The organism is Clostridium gasigenes (assembly GCF_900104115.1).
GTDB lineage: Bacteria > Bacillota > Clostridia > Clostridiales > Clostridiaceae > Clostridium > Clostridium gasigenes.
This window is the reverse complement of record NZ_FNJM01000001.1, coordinates 189135-209507: the sequence shown is the minus strand read 5'-3', so window position 1 is coordinate 209507 and position 20373 is coordinate 189135. Positions and strand designations below refer to the sequence as shown.

17 protein-coding genes and 1 pseudogene are annotated in these 20373 nt (G+C 25.6%); 1 reads left to right on the top strand and 17 read right to left on the bottom strand.

The window, feature by feature from the left end; translation table 11 throughout:
* Nucleotides 1–10 precede the first annotated feature (10 nt).
* On the bottom strand, nucleotides 11–2932 hold the full coding sequence (locus tag BLS77_RS00995) for a DEAD/DEAH box helicase (RefSeq protein WP_089964938.1): 2922 nt from the start codon (nucleotides 2930–2932) through the stop codon (nucleotides 11–13).
* A gap of 286 nt (nucleotides 2933–3218) precedes the next feature.
* Between BLS77_RS00995 and BLS77_RS00990 the strand changes: the two genes are divergently transcribed.
* Nucleotides 3219–4565, top strand: coding sequence for a homing endonuclease associated repeat-containing protein (locus tag BLS77_RS00990; protein WP_089964937.1), 1347 nt, complete (start codon nucleotides 3219–3221; stop codon nucleotides 4563–4565).
* A gap of 129 nt (nucleotides 4566–4694) precedes the next feature.
* Here the strand turns inward: BLS77_RS00990 and BLS77_RS00985 are convergent, their stop codons facing one another.
* The 16 genes and pseudogenes from BLS77_RS00985 to BLS77_RS00900 all read right to left on the bottom strand — a co-directional run bounded on the left by BLS77_RS00985 (nucleotide 4695) and on the right by BLS77_RS00900 (nucleotide 20295).
* Entirely contained in the window at nucleotides 4695–5120 is a 426-nt protein-coding gene (locus BLS77_RS00985) for a helix-turn-helix domain-containing protein (protein ID WP_089964936.1), read from the bottom strand.
* 227 nt (nucleotides 5121–5347) lie between these two features.
* Nucleotides 5348–5617 carry a hypothetical protein gene (locus BLS77_RS19635; RefSeq protein WP_175490725.1) on the bottom strand — a complete coding sequence of 90 codons (270 nt, stop codon included), beginning with the start codon at nucleotides 5615–5617 and terminating at the stop codon, nucleotides 5348–5350.
* Nucleotides 5618–5626: 9 nt separating this feature from the next.
* Nucleotides 5627–6724 carry a hypothetical protein gene (locus tag BLS77_RS00975; protein ID WP_139164800.1) on the bottom strand — a complete coding sequence of 366 codons (1098 nt, stop codon included), beginning with the start codon at nucleotides 6722–6724 and terminating at the stop codon, nucleotides 5627–5629.
* 131 nt (nucleotides 6725–6855) lie between these two features.
* The gene (locus tag BLS77_RS00970) at nucleotides 6856–7380 is read right to left on the bottom strand and encodes a hypothetical protein (protein WP_089964932.1); all 525 of its coding nucleotides are present in this window, start codon (nucleotides 7378–7380) and stop codon (nucleotides 6856–6858) included.
* A 604-nt stretch (nucleotides 7381–7984) separates the two neighbouring features.
* Nucleotides 7985–10915 (bottom strand): AAA family ATPase, encoded by a 2931-nt coding sequence (locus BLS77_RS00960; RefSeq protein ID WP_139164799.1) that lies wholly within the window; start codon nucleotides 10913–10915, stop codon nucleotides 7985–7987.
* Nucleotide 10916: 1 nt separating this feature from the next.
* On the bottom strand, nucleotides 10917–11495 hold the full coding sequence (locus tag BLS77_RS00955; RefSeq protein ID WP_089964928.1) for an ABC-three component system middle component 1: 579 nt from the start codon (nucleotides 11493–11495) through the stop codon (nucleotides 10917–10919).
* A 1-nt stretch (nucleotide 11496) separates the two neighbouring features.
* Nucleotides 11497–12336, bottom strand: a complete 840-nt coding sequence (locus tag BLS77_RS00950) for a hypothetical protein (protein ID WP_089964927.1) — start codon at nucleotides 12334–12336, stop codon at nucleotides 11497–11499.
* Nucleotides 12337–12352: 16 nt separating this feature from the next.
* Nucleotides 12353–13117 (bottom strand): dsDNA nuclease domain-containing protein, encoded by a 765-nt coding sequence (locus tag BLS77_RS00945; protein ID WP_089964925.1) that lies wholly within the window; start codon nucleotides 13115–13117, stop codon nucleotides 12353–12355.
* A gap of 300 nt (nucleotides 13118–13417) precedes the next feature.
* Nucleotides 13418–13774, bottom strand: coding sequence for a DUF2726 domain-containing protein (locus tag BLS77_RS00940; protein ID WP_089964924.1), 357 nt, complete (start codon nucleotides 13772–13774; stop codon nucleotides 13418–13420).
* Nucleotides 13708–13998: pseudogene (locus BLS77_RS00935) on the bottom strand (PadR family transcriptional regulator). The gene BLS77_RS00940 and the pseudogene BLS77_RS00935 overlap by 67 nt, the downstream one beginning before the upstream one ends.
* Before the next feature lie 67 nt (nucleotides 13999–14065).
* On the bottom strand, nucleotides 14066–14605 hold the full coding sequence (locus BLS77_RS20190) for a MarR family winged helix-turn-helix transcriptional regulator (RefSeq protein WP_242873901.1): 540 nt from the start codon (nucleotides 14603–14605) through the stop codon (nucleotides 14066–14068).
* A gap of 139 nt (nucleotides 14606–14744) precedes the next feature.
* Nucleotides 14745–15542 carry an ABC transporter permease subunit gene (locus BLS77_RS00920; RefSeq protein WP_089964923.1) on the bottom strand — a complete coding sequence of 266 codons (798 nt, stop codon included), beginning with the start codon at nucleotides 15540–15542 and terminating at the stop codon, nucleotides 14745–14747.
* Between the two features lie 12 nt (nucleotides 15543–15554).
* A complete protein-coding gene (locus tag BLS77_RS00915) occupies nucleotides 15555–16355 on the bottom strand; it encodes an ABC transporter permease (protein WP_175490724.1) in 801 nt (266 codons plus the stop codon).
* A gap of 14 nt (nucleotides 16356–16369) precedes the next feature.
* Nucleotides 16370–17248, bottom strand: coding sequence for an ABC transporter ATP-binding protein (locus BLS77_RS00910; protein ID WP_089964921.1), 879 nt, complete (start codon nucleotides 17246–17248; stop codon nucleotides 16370–16372).
* Between the two features lie 229 nt (nucleotides 17249–17477).
* Complete coding sequence (locus BLS77_RS00905; RefSeq protein ID WP_089966467.1) at nucleotides 17478–19538, bottom strand: FtsX-like permease family protein; 2061 nt, start codon at nucleotides 19536–19538, stop codon at nucleotides 17478–17480.
* The gene (locus BLS77_RS00900) at nucleotides 19528–20295 is read right to left on the bottom strand and encodes an ABC transporter ATP-binding protein (RefSeq protein WP_089964920.1); all 768 of its coding nucleotides are present in this window, start codon (nucleotides 20293–20295) and stop codon (nucleotides 19528–19530) included. The genes BLS77_RS00905 and BLS77_RS00900 overlap by 11 nt, the downstream gene beginning before the upstream one ends.
* Between the last annotated feature and the right edge of the window lie 78 nt (nucleotides 20296–20373).

Below are 20373 nucleotides of genomic sequence, written 5' to 3'. Positions count from 1 at the left end.
TTATTATAATTTATACTTTTTCTGTGAACTCGGTATATAAACTTGATGGAACCTCGTGTTCCAACTTCATTTTAACTGTTATTGGTTTTTCACCTTCATAACTAATAACATCACCTTTCCCAATATATATATAAGGTTGAGTTTTATTATCTATTTCTTTGTATTTTCTTATAAATAAATGAAGATTAATATCTCTATCTTTATTAAATATAATATTTTTACCTCTCTCTGAATCAGGTGATGTTGAATTTGGAGTCTGCCATTGAAAATATTCACTTGATATCAACTCATCTTTATAATTTACACTTTCTTTAACATCTTCACCTTTATGAAGGTCTATAAATAGAAAGAATTCCTTATCCTTTGTTAATAATCCACTTCCTCTAAATGAGCTGTGTATTTTTTCATAATTTGATAACAAAGCTGTATCAATCATTTGATATTGCTCATATAGTTTAAAGAATGGAACTCCGTAGTTTTCATTATTAAATTCTTTTTCATATCTAACAATACCATAATTTAAAACATCTTCAATATATGTTCTATAGTCCTTATTAAATATAATTTGAGTGAATTCATTAGTTCTATATAACATATTTTCTTTAAGTTCAACACATTTTACTGTTCGTTCCGTTTGTCCTACATCATAATAATTTTGATTTAGATATCTAAAACTATGCTCAATACTTTCTTCATTAACACTTTCCATATACTTATGAATTTCATTTTTAGCCTGTTCTAAATTTATTGATTCATGTGAAATTAAATATTTTATTATACAATACTCATATATCCTTTTTATAGGTAACTTACTTGATAACTCTTTAAGTATTTTTTCAAAATCTTTATTCTCAAGTAATTTCTTAAGTCTATCATCTTTTTCAAGCTTTGCTACAAATGCTAGATATGTCTTTTCCTTATCTATAAATTTAATTGGATCTGGAGAACCATCAAACCTTATATAATCCATTAACCTATATGGAATTCTTCCACTATTTAATATTTTAAATTCATTATATTCTTCTTTTAAGTATGCCATAGTATTAAAATTCTCATTATTTAACTGTTCTAATATTCTTTCTTGAGCTATTCTATCCATTTGAATATTTGTACAACCTGGTACATTTCCAAATTGCTTTGAAACTGCAACTTTTAGTGAATCCTTATCATAATATCTTGCTCCATTTAATGCTATTGCAATTAAAAAGGCTTTATTATGATTACCTATAAAATCAAGAACCGTTAAAAATTCTTTGCTTTCATGTTTTCTAAGCCCTCTACCTAACTGTTGTATAAATACTATTGGAGAATTAGTTGGTCTTAACATTAAAACTGTATTTACTGAAGGTATATCCACTCCTTCATTAAATATATCCACAGTAAATATAACTTCTAACTCATCCTCATCACATTCAAGTTTCTTTATATATTTCACTCTTTCTTTTACTGAATCATTACCAGTTAAACATATACTATTTATGCCTCTCGCATTAAACTGTTCACTCATAAACTCTGCATGTTCTATGTTTATGCAGAATCCAATACATCTTCTTTTATCACCATCGAATCCATAAAAGTTCATTTTTTCTATTACAAAATCTACTCTTTCATTTACCTTTAACCGTTTAGCTATTTCTGATAAATCATCTATCTTTACATCACTTAAATCGATTCCTTCTATATCTGTTATTCCAAAGTAATGGAATGGTATAACTAATTCTTCTTTTAAAGCCTCATGAAGTCTAACTTCTAGTACTACATTATTATCAAATAAATCAAATATATTTTCGCCATCACATCTTTCTGGTGTAGCTGTCATACCTAGTAAAAACTTAGGTTTAAAATATTCCATAACCCTTTTATAAGTTGGACTACTTGAGTGATGTGCCTCATCTACAATAATATAATCAAATTCCTCTTTTTTAAATCTTTCAATATTATTATTCATTGATTGTACTGTTGAAAATAAATAATCTACATTTATATCCTTTGATGTTCCAGTTAAAAGACCTGTTGATTTATTCTTATTTTTAACTAGTTTTTTAAATGTAGCTTCTGCACTTCTTAATATTTCTTCACGGTGAACTAGAAATAACATTCTATCAGGCATACATTCTGCAACATCAAATGCTGACATATATGTTTTTCCAGTTCCTGTTGATGCTATTACTAAAGCCTTCTCTTCCCCTGCTTCTCTGAGTCTTTTTAAGTTTTGAATAGCCCTCTTTTGCATAGAATTCGGCCTAATTTTTTCATAATCCATAAACTGAATAGCCTTTTGCTTTTCATGTGATTTAGCAGCCTTAATAAGTTCCTCGTATTTTGCTAAAAATTCATCATCTATAATATCTGTAGACTCCCATAGATTTAAATATTCTTTAAGTACATCTTTAACAAATTTATTTTCATCTTTAGCTATAACCATAATGTTCCACTCAATATTACTCTTTAGAGCCCTTTGAGTTATGTTAGATGATCCAATAATAATCTTATAATTATCTTTATTTTCAAATATGTAAGCTTTAGAATGGAATCCAAGTTCCTTAGTTGCAACAAAAACCTTTAAATCAATGTTTTCAAATTTTCTAATTCTATCTAATGCCTTTGGTTCAGTGAAATTAAGATATGTTGAAGTTAATATATTACCTTTAACCCTGGTGTCTTCAAGTTCCTTAAAAGTATCAAGCAAAAGTTGTAATCCGCTAAAATTAACAAATGCTACACTAAAATAAAATTTCTTACATTCCCTCAAACATATCTTAATTTCATCTAGTAGGTTACTATTTTCAGAATTAGTAATAAACCTATTCTTTATAAGATATTCCTTATCTTCTATCTTCTTCTGTTCTATTCCCTTATGTTCTAGTTGCTCTTCACCTATGAATGTTTCTTCAAAATCTAATAAATCTACTTTCGTTATTTCACTACTCATGTTTACTCCCTTACACCCTTTTGTATATTAAAATATCTTTTTTTATTTAATAACTTTATTTTATCATTATTTTAAAAACTTATGGTAATTATTTTCTGTATATTAATTATAATGTAAATCATCACAATATTAAAGTTATACTAATTTATTATTAATATTGTGTTTTTCCTCTTATTATATATACAAATTAACAAACTTTTGTTTATAAGTTAATCTATTTGCATATTAAATTACAATTTTACTAATACTAAACTTGAAGTATTAATAACAAAGGATTGATTTTACTATGGATTATAAGCAATGTAAATATTGTAAAGATACTAAAGAAATGATTATGTTTAACAAAAATATATCTTCTAAAGATGGTCATCAAAAATATTGTAAGGAATGTAACAAAGTTCTTAACAGACAATATAAAGAACGTAAAGCTACTGCCGAAGGTCGAGTAATGATGCCTTATACAACTAAGGAATTTTCAACAATTACCGATGAAGAGTTATTACAACATATTAGAGATTTTAGTAATGAATTTAAACGACCTCCAACTACTGCCGATTTCGAAAATTGTAATAGTAGATACCCTCATACTAAAACCTACTATAGGCATTTTAAATATTATAAAAAAGAAAATAAACTATCATCTTGGAATGATATCTTGCTTCTTGCAGGAGTTACCCCTTTAGATTCAAAAGACCTTTGGTCTGCATGGCAATATCTAGTTGAAAAATCTGCTTCTATTTTAGAAGGTGAATGCTTATTTCAATATTGTGGCTTTGGTTTAGATTTTAAACCCGATATTTATGTACCAAGTAAACATAAAGTAATAGATGCAGCTACTTCTAATTACTGTCATAAACATAAGGTGAAACAATATTATAAATCAGTAAACCAAGGTGCCTCTGTGGAATATTGGTGCTTAAAGAAAAATAATAAAACTGGTTTATATTTACCAAACCTAAAATATGTTTTTGCAGATGAAATAATTGAACGACTTTCTGTTTTAGGTAATAAAGAATTATGTAATCAAATAAAAAATCTATATTCAATTTATAAAGATTTTGATGATACCTATAAAAAACATAGGCAAGATTATGTAATACAAAAGCTTCAAGAGTTTCATAAAATTAATGGACGTAGCCCCTATACAAGAGATTTTTTAGGAAACCCAGCTTATCCTTCTTCTACAACTGTAACAACTTTATTTGGAACATTTAATAATGCTCTAAGAAAAGCTAAATTACCAATAAATACAGAATCAAATATGAAGTTTAATGAAGATATTGCAATTACTGACCTTTTGACTTTCATTTATAAATTAGGACGATTACCTTCAACTAAAGAGCTTGTTCCACCTAACACTACTTATACTGAAAAAGTTTATTATAAATATTGGGGCGGTATCGAAGGCTGTCTTAATGCTCTTGGAATTAATTTTTTAGCACTCAAAACATATGCTAAAAACAACGGAATAAACCTTAGACTTAACTCAATTTTAGAATTTGAAAACTTACATAATCGTTGGCCTAATAATAAAGAACTCTCAAATAAAAACAACTTACCTAGTCCACATTGGGTATATGACCATTTTGGAAATCTTCCTAATTTAATAAAACATTTAGAAAACAACTTCTAAATTAATAATTCTTAATATGCAAATAAGAGGTTATCTGAAATATATAACCTCTTCAACAATTATATTTACTTTAAGGCTTAATATAATAATTTAACAATTACTAACTACAATTAAATTATTAACTTTTCCCTAATTTATTTCTTTCTCAATTAATCCAAGAATAACATCAAGTCCATTCAGTAGAATTTTTCTTTGCTCTTCATTTATAACCTTCTCTTCAAGATCAATAGTTCCTTCTTCTGATAAACTTTTTATTAAGTTAAATATTTCTTTAATATCTATAGATTTATCATCATTATACAAAGGATACTTTTGCCCAATATCCTTTATAACATGTAGATCATTTGCCAATAAATAATCTATAGAAACATTAAAATAATCAACAAATTGCTTAATTACAATCATTCCAGGTGTTCTTCTATTATTTTCATATTGGCTAATAGTTCCTTTTGTGAATGCATAACCATATTTGGCGTTAAACTCATTTATTAATTGCTCTTGAGTTAGGTCTTTAGATAAACGTATGCTTTTAAATCTTTCACCGAATGTATCCATTTTAATTCCTCCATAAATATAGACTTTTCTATAATTATGGACAAAATGTGTATATTATACTCAATTAGAAACCTCTTGCGAGTAAAATAGCTATTATAAGTTGTATATTCTAATCTATGAATAATAATATTATTTTAAAATTAACGAACCTTACCCTTGATGCTTTTGTCCACTAAAAATCGTATATTCATTTGAATAATACGGTATTAATCTATTTCTAGTTTAAACTAGTTCCTATAATATAAATGTTCAAGAGAACTATACGCACTTAATTTTTTATACACAACATCATTCTCAAATTGATTTATTATACGATCAACTTGATCTTTCAATTCATCTAAACTAACATTATAAAACTGTATATACTGATCTATTTCAAATTTATCCTTACACATTGATTCAAATTTATAGTTATTAATAAAATCCGTTGCATGCTTATGTAATTCCTTAAACATCTCATAAATAAATATGACCCTATCAGATGATTTCAGTTCCATTAGTATTATTTAAAATTTTTCGCAAATAGATATTATCTTATTAATGGGCGTTATGGTATATATAGCTTTCTGAATACTAATATTTTCTATAAATTCTTCAAGTATTTTAATATCATCATCTATTTTACTTTTTTTATCGACCAAAACTGGTTCTGTTTGATCAAATAACCCCATTAGCCTTTCGCAGTATTTTTCTTTTATTTCTTTTGCCGGAAAAACAAAATTATGCCCCTGCCATCCCTGTGCATTATCATTAGATGAAGATGATGTGTACATAAAGCCACTATACCCATTACTATTTCTCAACCAAAGCATTAACTGCTGTGGTAAAAAATACTCCTCTATATACTGAGCATCCCTATTTAAAACTTTTATAGAACATGCAGCCCTTAACGGATATACAACTAAATATTTTATAATTTCCTCATCTAACCTACTTATAACCTCTTGATTTCCTTGATAATTACTATAGTGAATCTGCATCCGACTCGCAAAATCCCACTGTCTATCAGAGAAACATATTATTTTCACATCGTTAACAGCTTCAGTTTCTGTGGTTTTTTTAGTACTAAATTCACTCCAACTAAATTCTTTTGGCATACCACATTCAAACCAACATAGTTCTTTCTGTGATGAAATATATAAACATGGATAGCCTGGTATACTATATCTATAGGATTTCATTAAATATCGCTTATCCATTGGTATATGAAATAATCCTTTCTTATCATATTTTTCGCTACCTAGTCTAATTCTATAAAGATTATATCTTATGGTATTTTCTTGTGCTTTACTTAAGCTTTTTATGTTTAGATATTTTTCTATTTTATTCATCATACTCTCAAATTTTGTATAGACATCTAACATTTTTGCTGAATCATATGACTCAAAAATCCCAATAATATCATTGCATAAATCTTTAATTACCGATAATTCTTTTTCTAAGCTTAAGTAAACTCCTTCAAATTTTTTATCATCATTAGAATTTAATGCTAACTTAATATCCTCAATGTAACTCTCGAAATGAATTGTTAAGAAATCTTTTACTTCTAATTGTCCTCTGTCTAGAGGACAATTCATACTTTGATATAATTTTAATAATTTCATCCTTATAAACCATAACATCACCTCTAATAAAAGTATTTCACATTGTGATATATTACCATTAATTAACACTCTATTAATTGGACAGCTTCCTTAGGTATTTTAAATGATTCATTCATCTTTCATTATACATATTAAGAAACATTTATTCTATAATATTCCAATAAATCAAAACTTAAAAATAGCCCTTCAATTATCAGTATTATAACCCAACCTTGAGATCTAATACCATGTGATGTTACCATCATAAATAACGTTATTAACATTGCTATTATTATTATGGAAATTTTCATTTTTAGTTTTTTAATATTTTTCTTTTCAAGGATTATTAAAGCCTCGTCCATTGATTTATTCTTATACATATTTATAAGAAATTCACCATTATAATTTATATATTCTATTCCTTTTTCACTTAAAACATCAATTACTATATCCCTATTTTTATTTACTAATTTATAATCAGAATTAAGTTTAATATCTATAATTTTATCAAGTGAAATTAAGCTTGTATCTTTCCTGATATTTTCTTTTATTATCATTCGAAGCGATTTTTCTATATTATTCTTCTTTTCATATTTCACTTCATCTATTAAACAATCTTTATTCTTCATAATTACACACTTTTTAAATTCTTTTTTTCTAATAATTATATTTATCATTTACTTCCTAACCATATATTAGTTATATTTAATGCCATTATTTAAAAGTAATTCACTTCGTAATCCAAATAAAAAAAGGCTGGTTTAAGCAGCCTTGAATTTGTGAGGTGAAGGGGTGATAATCTTCCTTGTTGATAAGTTATGAACTCACGCTGGTAGGGTATTTGCTACTCCACTACAACCAATAGCATAAAAAGTTTCAGAAACACAAGCAAACAACACAATTTTTATATTTGTTTTATTTATATTAAACACCCCCGTTTGAATTTTTAATACTAAGAATTTTACCAACAAAAGCACCATAAGTGCACTAATTACTTTTAGGAGTAGCATACCCTTTCCACACGCCGACCCTAACAGCGTCAATTCATAACGGTTAATAAATTATACTACAAATACATAATAATGTAAATAGTTTAAATGTATAATTATAGTAATATTATGGGGGACACCAAGATAGCTGGTTGGTGAAAATTTTTAGAAAACACACAGTTAGGTCTTTAAATAAAAAAGATTGAAAAAGCGGTAAATAACTATCAATGTGATTAGTTATTTACCGCTTACACTCATTCTTTATTTAACTGTCTATTAAAATTTATTTACTTTATAACAACTTATCTATCTCATTATCTCCTTCTATATAAACTTTATTTTTATCATATCCAATATATTTAATAAACTCTATTTCACTGTCTTCTAATTGGCTCTTATATAAAAGTAATTCTGCAAATTCATTATTATGTGTACTAATTATCATTTGATTTTCATTAGACATCGTTGTTAAAATATCTATAAATGAATATATATTCATGTCATCCATATTTTGAATTGGATCATCAATTGCAACAATATTTAATTTTTTCAAATTTCCCGTTCTATTTAATGACAAAAATATACTTAAAGCAAGAACATTAACTTGAGCAGAACTTAAATTTAAGCTAGCATTTGCATGCTCTATTAATTCATTTTCGCTTGTTCCTATTAATTCGTCATAATTATTATTTTCTGATAATATTAAGTATAAGTTTTTATCTTTAGGAATTATATTTATATAACTAGATCCCATAAAAGGAGAAATTTGAAAAAAGAATTTGTTTATTAACTCATTATATTTTTTTAAATTTATCAGCATTAAATCATTTAGAATACTAGGTAATTTTTCATTCAATTCATTTATACCACTATATTGTAATTTATAATATAAACATTCTTTTTCTACTTCTTCAATTTCACTTCTATACAAATTAATTTTTTCATATGTTACTTGAATCTGTTCTTTTATTTCTTTTATTATTTTATTTGATAAATATACATCAATATTAACCATTAATGTGTTCATAAATTTAATCTTATCTTTATTATTATTATTTTTTTCTTTTAATGCTAATAGTAAACTATGCAAATCTATTTTATTTTCATTTATTATTTCTATATTTTCTGCTCTATTTTTTAATTCATTTAACTTTAATTCTATGTTTGCTTTTTCTTCGTTTAATTTGCCTAATCCCTCTAAACTTTGTGTTATCACTCTATTACATTCATTTACTTCATTTAAATATTTATTATTTTCATTTTCTAATTTTTTAACAGGTTCAACTATATTATCTTTATATCCAATTGATTCATATGTTAGCTTGATACTCAGCTTTTTATCTTCTATTTCATTTTTATTTTTTAAAATTCTTTCTTGTAAAATATCAAAATTAGTTTTTGTCAAAGCATATTTTAATATTTCATTAATTTTATTATTTATAGCCTCAATATCATACTCAATTTTTTCTAAATCTTTATCAAAACTTTTTTCATTTAATTTTGCTAATATTAAAGTATTTTGATTATTTAACCTATTGATATTTTCCTTTTGGTTTAATAATTCTCCATTTATTGATTTAATAATATTTTGTGAGTCTATTTCTTCTTTTTCAATTTTTTTAATTTCATTCACTAAATTTATTCTAAAATTTTCTTCTTTACTAAAATTTTCTTTAAATTTATTTTGTGATTCTATTATTTTATTTTTAAATTTAATTGATTCATTATACTCGGTACCACAAATAACACATTTGCTCTTTTTTTCTTCAATCAAATAATTCTGTAACTCAAATATTTTTTCTATAAATTTCTCATTTATATCATTTATACTAACATTTGTTTTAGATAATTTATTATTTGAATTTTTTAATATTTCCACAAAATGATTTTGCAAAGCTTCTTCTGCTTTAAGTTTTTTAATTAATTGCTCCCATCTCATTTTGTATATTTCTATTTCTTTTTCATTTTTAATGTATTTATTTTTTTCTTCAAGTTCATTTTTTTTATCCTTTGCAAATTGTAATTCTTGATTGAATTTTATCAGTTTTATTCCGATATTATCATAAGCTAGTTTATCAATTTTAATAATACTATTTAAATCCTTATCGATTTCCTTTTCAAGGTATTCTATATTTTTTTTCAGTTTAATAATTTCATTATATTTTATTAAATTACAACTATTACTTTTTATACTTTTATTTATATTAATTATTTTATTATTTGCATCATTAATAATATTACTCTCAAAAATTTTTTTTCTAATAACCCTATTTTCCATATCAATTAATTCTTTTATATTTTCATGTATATTTTCGATTATAAACAAATGTACATTTTCATAATCCAACTTTACCTTTTCATTTTCTTTTTTTAACTTATCTACCTCCACTGATAATATTTCTTTTTGAATATTATCAATACTTGAAGTTTTACCAGAAAATTCTTCATTATTATTAAAAAAAGTATTATATTCATTTATTAAATTTTCTTCACTTATCTCACAGTTGTTTTTTATAATTTGATTTTTATTTTCTAATATCAATAAGTTTTTTTCTTGATTGTTTAGTGACTGATTTAAAGAATTTTTTAATGTATCTAATGATTTTTCAGAATTTTTCAATAATGGAGAAATTTCTTTTTTATACTTCTCAAGATATTTTTTTAACTTCTCTCCATATGTATCTAATCCCATTATATCTTGAAATACAGTCATTCTTTTCTCTGGATTATCAGATAACACAAACTTTGATATTTCATCTTGAGATAATATAATAGTTTTTTTTAATGTTCTCAAATACTTTGAAAATCCTAGCATCTCCTTATCACCTGATAATATAGCGTATATCTCCTCATTGCCTACTGTTATACGACTTTCTTTGTTGTTAATTACAACACCTTTATCATATTTTTTTTTATGAAGTTTAGGGCTATCTGTTTCATATCTATTTATGAATTGATTATCATCAAAAACTATTTTTACGCTTGTACAATAGTTTTTATCTTCATATAAATCATTATTAACTATATAATTGAAATTCTTCTCCTTTGAAGATGTGTATCTTTCAATTTTCCCAGTTAAGCACCACTCTATAGAATCATATATAGTACTCTTACCATTGCCATTTGGTCCACAAAGTATAATTAATTTTTTATTATTAAAATCAAACTTTACAGACCCTTTATATATTCTAAAATTCTCAAGTTCCAGGTACTTTATTTTCAAACTATTCCCCCTCCTGTTCAGTACTTAACTCTATTAAATATTTCTCAATGATTTTCTTTGTTACATCTTTTTTACAGTGTTTATTCACCAAGTTTAAAAATTCACTTTCAATATCTTTATTTTGTTCTATACCTACTCCTATGCAATCTAACTCTTCTGATAAAAAAGATATTTTATTAAAATCATTTTCATCATAAACTACATATTTTTTGCAAACTAATTCATCTTTTTCAATTAGCGATCTAAGAATACATTCTGTATTCTTATATTTATCATCTATATTAATAATTAAATATATATTTTTCTTATACTTATTCTTTATATTATGTAGCATACTGTATATAACCTTTTGATCTTCTTTATATTGTAAATATGCTTCTTTCAAAACAACATAAGTTTTCACGATTAGAACGCGACCCTTGTTAGTAAATATATTGAACCCGTAACTATCATTCACTTCTTTTAATTTATTAATATTATCTTGTTCATTAATTTCAAAATATTTTTCTGTATAAAATCTATCATTTGATAAATTAAATCCTTTTTCTATCAAAGCCTTAAGCACTAATCTTCTATTCATATTAAACCTCCATTTTAGCTTCCCACAAAGTCATTACTTTATTTTTATTATCTACTATGTTAATTTCTTTATATTTTATACCGTTAAATATTTTTATTATCTCATCCGATTTAATAAAGTTTATTTTTTTCATTTTAGAATTAATTCTCTCTTTATTTTTAGGTATTATTGTTATCGATTCAAATTCTTCAAAGAAGTCTACCTCATCTACGTCTATTAAAATGCACTGTACATAATTTCTTGTTTTTGAAAAATATTCATTTACTTCTAGTGAAAATATAACATCTTGTTTAGCTTGAGATACTTGCTTTTGATTCTTTCCATTATAGAACATCATATAAATTTTTTCATCACCCTTTAAACAAGAATTAATAAATAGATTTATATTTTTTTTTAAATCTAATACATTATCTGTATATATTGATAATGTATATATTATATTTGCTATTGTATTTAATATATTACTTTTCATTTCATTATTTTCAGTAAATATAATACTTGAATTGTTTAAATCAAATATTCTATTTATGAATCGTTGATATATAAACGGATCCTCATTTACCCTTGCATTTTCAATTTCTAATACTAACCATTTCAAATTATCTAATAATAACTTCTCTGTATTTTTGTTATATTTATCTAATATTATCTTATTGCTTATTTTACTAAATATATCATCAAACATAGATTTTAAGCTACTGGATTTAATTCTTTCAATTTCATTACATTTTCCTAACTCAATTAATGCTTTAATACTACTATCAATATCATCTATATTGAATATAAATTCATTTATATCTTCAATCTCATGTAAATTATCACTACTCGTTTTTAATATCATTTCAATTAACAGATTGTCAAATATATACTTTTTTTACATTTAAAGACTTAACATTATATATTTTCTCAATTTTACTATATATATTCCTATCTAAATAATCCGTATGTCCTAACCAATCAATTGAAAATCTCTCTATGTACCAGTCTAATTTATTACAAAAGCTTTCTTCAAAATGGATCTTAACTATTTTTTTATCAATTATCTTTTCATAAACTGTATTTAATTTATCTCTTAATTCTTTTGACTTACTTACTAACTCTCCATTTTCATCTCTTATTAATTTACCTTCATCTGTTATCATCTTTTGCATATCATCACCTAGATTACAATTATATGAAATAACAAATTCTACATCAATGTCTTCATTATTAGTTTTTTTATAGAACTTATCATATTGTTCAAATAATTTTTCAACCCAACTATCTAACCCTTTTTCTCTTTTATATAAAATTCCAGGAGTTAAGTTTTTGCTATAAGGTCCTTCTTTTCCACTTTTCACCTGTATGAACTTGATATTTTTTTCACTAATTAAAGTAATATCATCTCCTAATTCACTTACTACACCAATAAACTCTCCTGATTCTACACATTCTAAACAGTAATGTATTAATGCTCTATATTGATATATAAATCCTCTTGTTGCTGCTATTCCTCCTAATTCACTCGCCATAAATTTTCTTTTCGTTAAGTAATCTACTATTACTTTATAATTATCTATTTTACTTCCTATATCTATTTTTTTTGGACTTATGTTCGGTAATATTTCTTCATTATCTCCCATATATTCACCTTCTACGAATTAATATGTTAATTATACCAAATTTTTCTTTAAATCACATCAAATTCTAAAAATAAAATTTCCAGAATAAGGATCGGTTAGCAATTTCGCGTCAGACAAGCTGACAACTCAAAAACACCCCCAGCAGGCTGTGCGAAAGCAAGCCCCTCAATCCTTCGTAAACTTATTCTGGGCAAAGACCCCCTCAGATTTTAAATATTTCCAGCTACAAGCAATAAAACACCTGCCAAGACCATTTTTTTATAAATAAATTTAATTACTATCTTCTATCATATATTGAACTTACGCTAATACTTTCTCTAATTTATTAACTAACAAGTTATATTCATCGCTACCTGTAGTTTTTATTCTAAGCATTGGTATATTATACTTTTCTAAAATACTATCCTTCAATCTATCTCTTCTAAGTTGCTTTTCATTATTTTCATGATAACCATATCTATCAACTTCTACTACTATGATAGGACTCTTATCTATCTTATTAAATAATATAAAGTCCGTATGTGTCCATAGATGTTTTGCATATACACTTTCCTCTTCTGTTAATAGCGATGTATCCTTTATCAGTAATCTTAATGGTTGATGCATTGCATATGATATATGACTATAGCATTGATTTTCGTCAAAACGAATCCCCATTTCTCCAAGAACTTCCTTAACTCTTCACGTCCAGAGTCATTAAGTGCAAAAAACTTTCGGGGTGGTCCCATATCCGATGGCTTTTTCATAATTTCCACCAATTTATTTTTCTCAAGTCGCACCAAAATGGTATAACTGTCCCGTCTACAACATCCGAAAATCCAAGAGGATTCAGTCTCTTAGTAAATCTCGTAACCATATATTTCTTCATGGCTTAGTATCAGTCAGTAGTGATTATGTCAATATTATATCTTTATTTTGATATAGAAACTCCTATAGTATAAGCTTTTTTCAAAATATTTTATCCATTTTAGCAGAATTTCTATTGAACATTTTTCTAGCAACAAGCGTTTTATAATGCTCTAATCCCATGCCTTTTAAGTGTTTTGCAGTATATTTAAAGTAGCTTCTGAATAAAAAGGGAAATGATGCTGCTTGTGTGTATCCCATTATTAATTTTTTCTTGCCAAATCTAGGTTTATGACTTGATTTATTAATTTCAGTTAAAGGATATAATTTATCTAATAGAAGTTTTGTTTGAGCTGATACTTGGCATATATACACTAGTGACATTTCATCTACAATAGAATTATATGTTTCTGCAATTTTCTCTCCATCTTCAGTTATATTTATTATGGTTTCTCTTTTATCTAAATGATTTGATTTCTTTTTAAGATATCCTAATTTCTCTAATCTATCTAACATACTAGTAAGAGTTGATTTACTTAATGATAATTCCTGTACTAATTTATTTATATTTAATTCTTTAAATTTGCTTAATACAAATAATATTCTTGCTTGTGAATTATTTATATCTAGATTACTTTTCATAGTAATTATCTTATATAATTACTATTACTATAACCTTTCCTTGGATGAATCAACAAAAAATAAGAAGTGAAGATTATTTATTCAGTAATCTTCACTTCTTATTTTTATCTACTCCATTTTATATTTTTCTATATACTCTTTAGTTACTAAATTCTTTTCTTTCAAAAATTTTAAGTGAAACTATATATAAAGCTATAATTATAACTATAGATGCAATAAGAGGTAATATTTCAAACTTTCCATTAACAATATCTGTAGGCAATAAATATTTAAATGGTGTAAATATCCTAATTATGCTTCCATTTTCTACGACATCATATATTATACTTAATATGAATGTTACAAAGAAAAATAAGTTCCCGTATAAGTTCCCCTTTTCATAATTTTTAATTACAGTTGCAATAAATATACCTATAACACAATACAACATACTAATGATAAATATAGCTAAAGAAAATAACAATATCTCCTTATCTATGTTTTTTTCTAAATCTAAAGTTCTTATAGCCACTATAGAAAAGATATAATTTAAAAGACTAAAAGCTGCTAAATATATAGTAGCACTTATAAACTTCATATTTACTATATAACTTCTTTTTCTTGGCTTTGTAAAAATAAATTCAAAAGTTTTATCAACTACTTCTCTATTAATAATGTTAGTTCCAAGAGATACACCATATATCATCCCACATATCAATGCATAAAATGCTAAAATACCATAATAACCATCTATAGCTGTAGCATCTAACCCTGCCATACCAAAAAGAGCAAGAATTATCTTAGGAAACTTATCAAATAGTTCCTTAACTGATGCGCCTTCCACTCCACTTATCCCAGTAAATTTTACTACTCCAGCAAATACTAGAAAAAATAGGCCTATTGACCAAAATATAAAAGGTTTTAATCCTATTTTCAATTCCTTTTTTAATATATTCATTACCTTCACCTCCTAGACAGCTTGTATATCACTGTTTTTATATTTAATAAAGGAAGTCCCTATACAAACAACTATTATAACTATTGCTGTAATAACATATTTCATCTCAAAAGCTCCATTACTAAAAACAGAATTTGGAGCAAAATATTTCATTGGTGCTATATAATTTAATATTTCTTCATCTATAATGTTAGCTACTGCAGATATTATAAAGCCACCAAAACCAAAGGCTATCGCTATACCAGCTATACTTCTTACTTTCTTTGCAAATATTGCAAATATAATTCCCAAGGCTAAAAATACTAATTGTGTAAAAAACAAACCACTTGTAGCTAATAAGGTTTTTTCAATTGTTGTAGTAGTATCTCCACTGCTTTCATATATAAAATAAGCTAAGGTAATAAAAACAATATTAGTAATTACAATAATAGAAATATTAGCTAATAATTTACATGAAAATATTTTTTCTCTAGATATTGGTTTTGTAAAAAGAAAATCCATAGTCTTAACTTTTTTCTCTCTGGCAAAAGTTGATACACCTAAATATACTGCCATTATTGCTCCACATAAAACTATATAATTAGAACAGAAGGAGTAAAATCCTCCATATTGAAATATTTCTTTTATATTAAATCCAAAAGCTGCAGTAAATTCTGGTGGAAAATTAGCTACTACTTCCTCTATATCTTTTGCTGCATCAATATAAAGCGGATACATAGCTTTCATAAATACTAAATTTAATGTGAGCAAAACTACTAGCCAGATAAGTGAATTTTTCAAGGCTGACTTTAATTCAAATTTAAATATATTCAACGTCTTGTCCCCCCTTATGCTTCATAATAATGCATAAATATTTCCTCTAGTGAAGGCTCAGTTATATCTATGTTTGTTAATTGAAATTTTCCTATTTCATCTAATAGTGAGTTAATATTACCTTTATAAAGGAATGCAATATTTTGACCATTAATTTCAACGTTTTTAGATCCAGATATATTTAACTCCTTAGGTGCTTCATCAGTTATATTAAAAGTTACTTTTTTATATGCACTTTGCTTTAAATCACTTATTTTTTCAGTTTTTATAATCCTTCCGTCTTTTATAATAGCTACTCTGTCACAAATCTTTTGAACTTCACTTAATATATGTGATGAGAATAACACTGTAGCTCCTCTCTCATTTTCTTTCTTTATAATTTCAAAGAATTTTTTTTGCATTAAAGGATCTAAACCTGATGTAGGTTCATCTAGTATTATTAATTTAGGTGAATGTAATAACCCTTGTACAATTCCTACTTTCTTCTTATTACCTAAGCTCATATCTTCAATCTTCTTATTTAAATCTAACTCAAGAGCTTCTGATAATTCCTCTATTCTTGAAGAGCAATCTTTACCATAAAAGCTAGCAGAATAATTTAGTAAATCCTTAGCTTTCATATTGTCATAGTAAAATACTTCTGATGGTAAATATCCAACTTCCTTAAGAATTTGCACTTTGTCTTTTTCACAGTCAAGTCCAAAAATTTTAGCTTCACCACTTGTTTTGTTTATTAATGAAAGTAGTGTTCTAATGGTGGTAGATTTACCTGCTCCATTAGGTCCAATAAACCCAAATATTTCGCCCTGCTCCACAGTTAAATTGACATCAATTATCCCCCTTGAATTCCCATAACTCTTAGTAAGATTTTTAGTTTCGATTATAATATCCATATTATAAATCCTCCTTATATGAAACTTTTTCATTAATAGTAACAACTTCATAATCACTTTAGTTTAACTATATAAGTTAGTATAATTATATAATACTCTATTCACTATAAATTCCAATAGATAACCTGCAAATTTTTTTTATTCTTTAAGTCAACTGTCAATTTGCTATATTCTTCATACTTTTTTTCAAGCTCTGCATCTTGTTTACGTTAATAATCCCTATCTAATTTTATTCAATATTTCTTTTAAATGTATAATAAGTAGCCATAAAATAACATGAATAAATAATTATAATTAGTGATATCCCAATAATCATATTCAATATAAATGCGCTATTTCCTATATATAAATTTATTTGCTCCCTAAATATTACTGAATAATTATATAAGAATATTAATAACCCAATTATTGCTATAAATATAGGTATTACAAAATAACAACCTATTTGTTTTAATATTAATTTATTAATTTCTTTTTTCTCTATACCAAGTTTCTTTAGAGTTTTAAACCTTTGTTTATGATCAATAGAATCTGATAATTGTTGAAGTGCTAAAACTGTTAAACTAATCATTAGTAAAACTGCTCCCAAGTATATTCCAAGTATCCTCATAAACAAGCTCATAGTTATTACTACACTAGTTTCAGCTACCTTCATTCTAATCTTAGCAGGATCAGTAAAACTATAATTTTCTTCTTCACTTTCTTCATATTTATTATACAAATCAATATGCTTTTCCCTAAACCAAGTTGACGCAAACTCTTCTATTTTCAATGCTTCTTCATAATTCATTTTTGCTTTAATATTTCCGTAAAATTGAGTACTAGCTATCATTAGTTCTTCACACACTTCATCTGGTAAAACTATTAATGTATCTGTCCAAAAATTATAAATATTTTCTCCCAAGCTGTCTATATAATGTGAATTAGAACTAACTTTAAACTCTTCTCCATTAACATTAATAATGGAATTATTATTTATATACTCTTTAATTTCACTTTCATCTACCTTTTTATCCCATTGCATTGTAAACTCATTTTCTTTTAAGGTAACTTCCTCATAACCTAATGTTTTTCTCAAAGTATTGAAGTCACTTAATCCAATTGCAAGTATGGGCATCTTTATTTTATCTTTTATATAAAAATCTTTTTCTTCTATAAAATAAGTTTCAACCTGACAATAATTTTTTAAAGGATGATTATTAATATCCATATATTCAACAATTTCATCATAATTAATATTAGGCATATCATTAATATCAGTTATACTTATATTTTGATTTGATATATTTACATCAAATGGAATTCTATACTCTAAATAGCCTAAGCTCCATTGTGACATTAGTAAAGTTATAGTGAAGCATAAAGCTGATCCTAATAATGTTAATGAAATTGTAGCCATTAATATAGGCACTGTTTTTATTTTAGAAACAATAGCCCCAATTAAAAATAGATTAGTGTATTCATACTTAAAACCTGTCCATTTATTTTTAATAACAATGGCTATATATGAAGCTGAATAAAATAGTGCATATGTTCCTACTATAAAAGCTACTAATGCTATAAGGGCAAACATCATTTTTTGTTCTGCCAAAATAACATCCTTACCTGAACTATATAAAATCTTGTATGCGTAGACCCCACAAGTACTATAAGAAGCTATAGACATTAAAAATACTGTTATATATACAACCTTACTTCTTTTAAATTGAAACTCTGTTTTCTTTTCACTATTTAACATATTAATTAACTTAATTTTATTTAAATATCCTATATTGAAAAATCCAATTATACAGAATATAGTTATAAAAAATGCAAAAGTGATTAATATAGTATCTGTATATATTTTAAATGAAAATATTATTTCCTGACCTGCTGTCATAAGTATTAGAGCTGTTACAACTTGAGAAAATAAAGTTCCAATTAAAATACCTGCTACAATTGAAATTACTCCTATTATTAGAGTTTCAACAAAAAACATTAATGCTACACTTCTTTGTTCTGTCCCAAGTAATATATATGTTGCAAACTCCTTTTGACGCCTCTTCATCATATATTTATTCACATATCCAACAAGTAATACTAGCAATGCCGTTACTCCATAAGTTGAGTATTTAAGCATTTCTTTTAAAATGTCAAAGTTAAACATATCCTCAGTTACAAGTGTATAATTCGAACTTGATAATGAACTAAATCCATAAAATAAACTTACGCATATTGTTAATGTAACAATATATATTAAATAATCTTTAATTGAACGTTTTGCATTATTAATTGCCAGTTTAGCGTACATTTCTAACATCGCCTCCTAGTAGTGCAACTACATCTAAGATTTGATTGAAGAATTGTTTACGAGTATTTTTCCCCTTTACGAGCTCAGTAAAAATCTTACCATCATTAATAAATAAAATTCTGTCACAATAACTTGCCGTAAATGAATCATGAGTTACCATTAAAATTGTTGCTTCTAATTCCTTATTTAATTGTGAAATCATTTCTATTAACATTTGAGCAGACCTAGAATCTAAAGCTCCTGTTGGTTCATCTGCTAAAATAAGTTTAGGATTTGTTATTAAAGCTCTTGCACAAGCACATCTTTGCTTTTGCCCTCCTGAAACTTCATAAGGATACTTTGAAAGTATATCTTCTATACCAAGTTCTCTAGCTACATCGGCTACTCTACTATCTATTTCATTTTTTTTAGTTCTATTAATTGTCAATGCTAAAGCTATATTTTCATGAATAGTTAATGTATCTAACAAATTAAAATCCTGAAATATAAACCCTAAATTTTCTCTTCTAAACTTAGCAATTTCTTTTGGAGTAATTTCAGTTAAGTCTTTTTCGTTAATATAAATATGTCCTGCACTAACCTCATCTATTGTAGATATATTATTTAACAATGTTGTTTTTCCTGAACCAGACGGACCCATTACCCCTACAAACTCACCTTTAAAAACATCAAAACTAATATCATCAATTGCCTTTACCATATTCCCTTTGTTTCCATAATACTTCTCTATATTCTTTATACTTAATATTTTTTCCATTTCCCTCACCTCAATAATATTCTACACCCGAAACTATCTATCTAATTCGATTTAATATTACTTTTAAGTTACAACTTT

What these genes read in the sequence shown, in the direction of transcription:
- BLS77_RS00975 (WP_139164800.1), bottom strand. Translation starts at nt 6,724, where the DNA reads ATGAAATTATTAAAATTATATCAAAGTATGAATTGTCCTCTAGACAGA.
- BLS77_RS00950 (WP_089964927.1), bottom strand. Translation starts at nt 12,336, where the DNA reads ATGATATTAAAAACGAGTAGTGATAATTTACATGAGATTGAAGATATA.
- BLS77_RS00955 (WP_089964928.1), bottom strand. Translation starts at nt 11,495, where the DNA reads ATGAATAGAAGATTAGTGCTTAAGGCTTTGATAGAAAAAGGATTTAAT.
- BLS77_RS00990 (WP_089964937.1), top strand. Translation starts at nt 3,219, where the DNA reads ATGGATTATAAGCAATGTAAATATTGTAAAGATACTAAAGAAATGATT.
- BLS77_RS00920 (WP_089964923.1), bottom strand. Translation starts at nt 15,542, where the DNA reads ATGAATATATTAAAAAAGGAATTGAAAATAGGATTAAAACCTTTTATA.
- BLS77_RS19635 (WP_175490725.1), bottom strand. Translation starts at nt 5,617, where the DNA reads ATGGAACTGAAATCATCTGATAGGGTCATATTTATTTATGAGATGTTT.
- BLS77_RS00900 (WP_089964920.1), bottom strand. Translation starts at nt 20,295, where the DNA reads ATGGAAAAAATATTAAGTATAAAGAATATAGAGAAGTATTATGGAAAC.
- BLS77_RS00940 (WP_089964924.1), bottom strand. Translation starts at nt 13,774, where the DNA reads ATGGGGATTCGTTTTGACGAAAATCAATGCTATAGTCATATATCATAT.
- BLS77_RS00905 (WP_089966467.1), bottom strand. Translation starts at nt 19,538, where the DNA reads ATGTACGCTAAACTGGCAATTAATAATGCAAAACGTTCAATTAAAGAT.
- BLS77_RS00910 (WP_089964921.1), bottom strand. Translation starts at nt 17,248, where the DNA reads ATGGATATTATAATCGAAACTAAAAATCTTACTAAGAGTTATGGGAAT.
- BLS77_RS00945 (WP_089964925.1), bottom strand. Translation starts at nt 13,117, where the DNA reads ATGGGAGATAATGAAGAAATATTACCGAACATAAGTCCAAAAAAAATA.
- BLS77_RS00995 (WP_089964938.1), bottom strand. Translation starts at nt 2,932, where the DNA reads ATGAGTAGTGAAATAACGAAAGTAGATTTATTAGATTTTGAAGAAACA.
- BLS77_RS00970 (WP_089964932.1), bottom strand. Translation starts at nt 7,380, where the DNA reads ATGATAAATATAATTATTAGAAAAAAAGAATTTAAAAAGTGTGTAATT.
- BLS77_RS20190 (WP_242873901.1), bottom strand. Translation starts at nt 14,605, where the DNA reads ATGAAAAGTAATCTAGATATAAATAATTCACAAGCAAGAATATTATTT.
- BLS77_RS00985 (WP_089964936.1), bottom strand. Translation starts at nt 5,120, where the DNA reads ATGGATACATTCGGTGAAAGATTTAAAAGCATACGTTTATCTAAAGAC.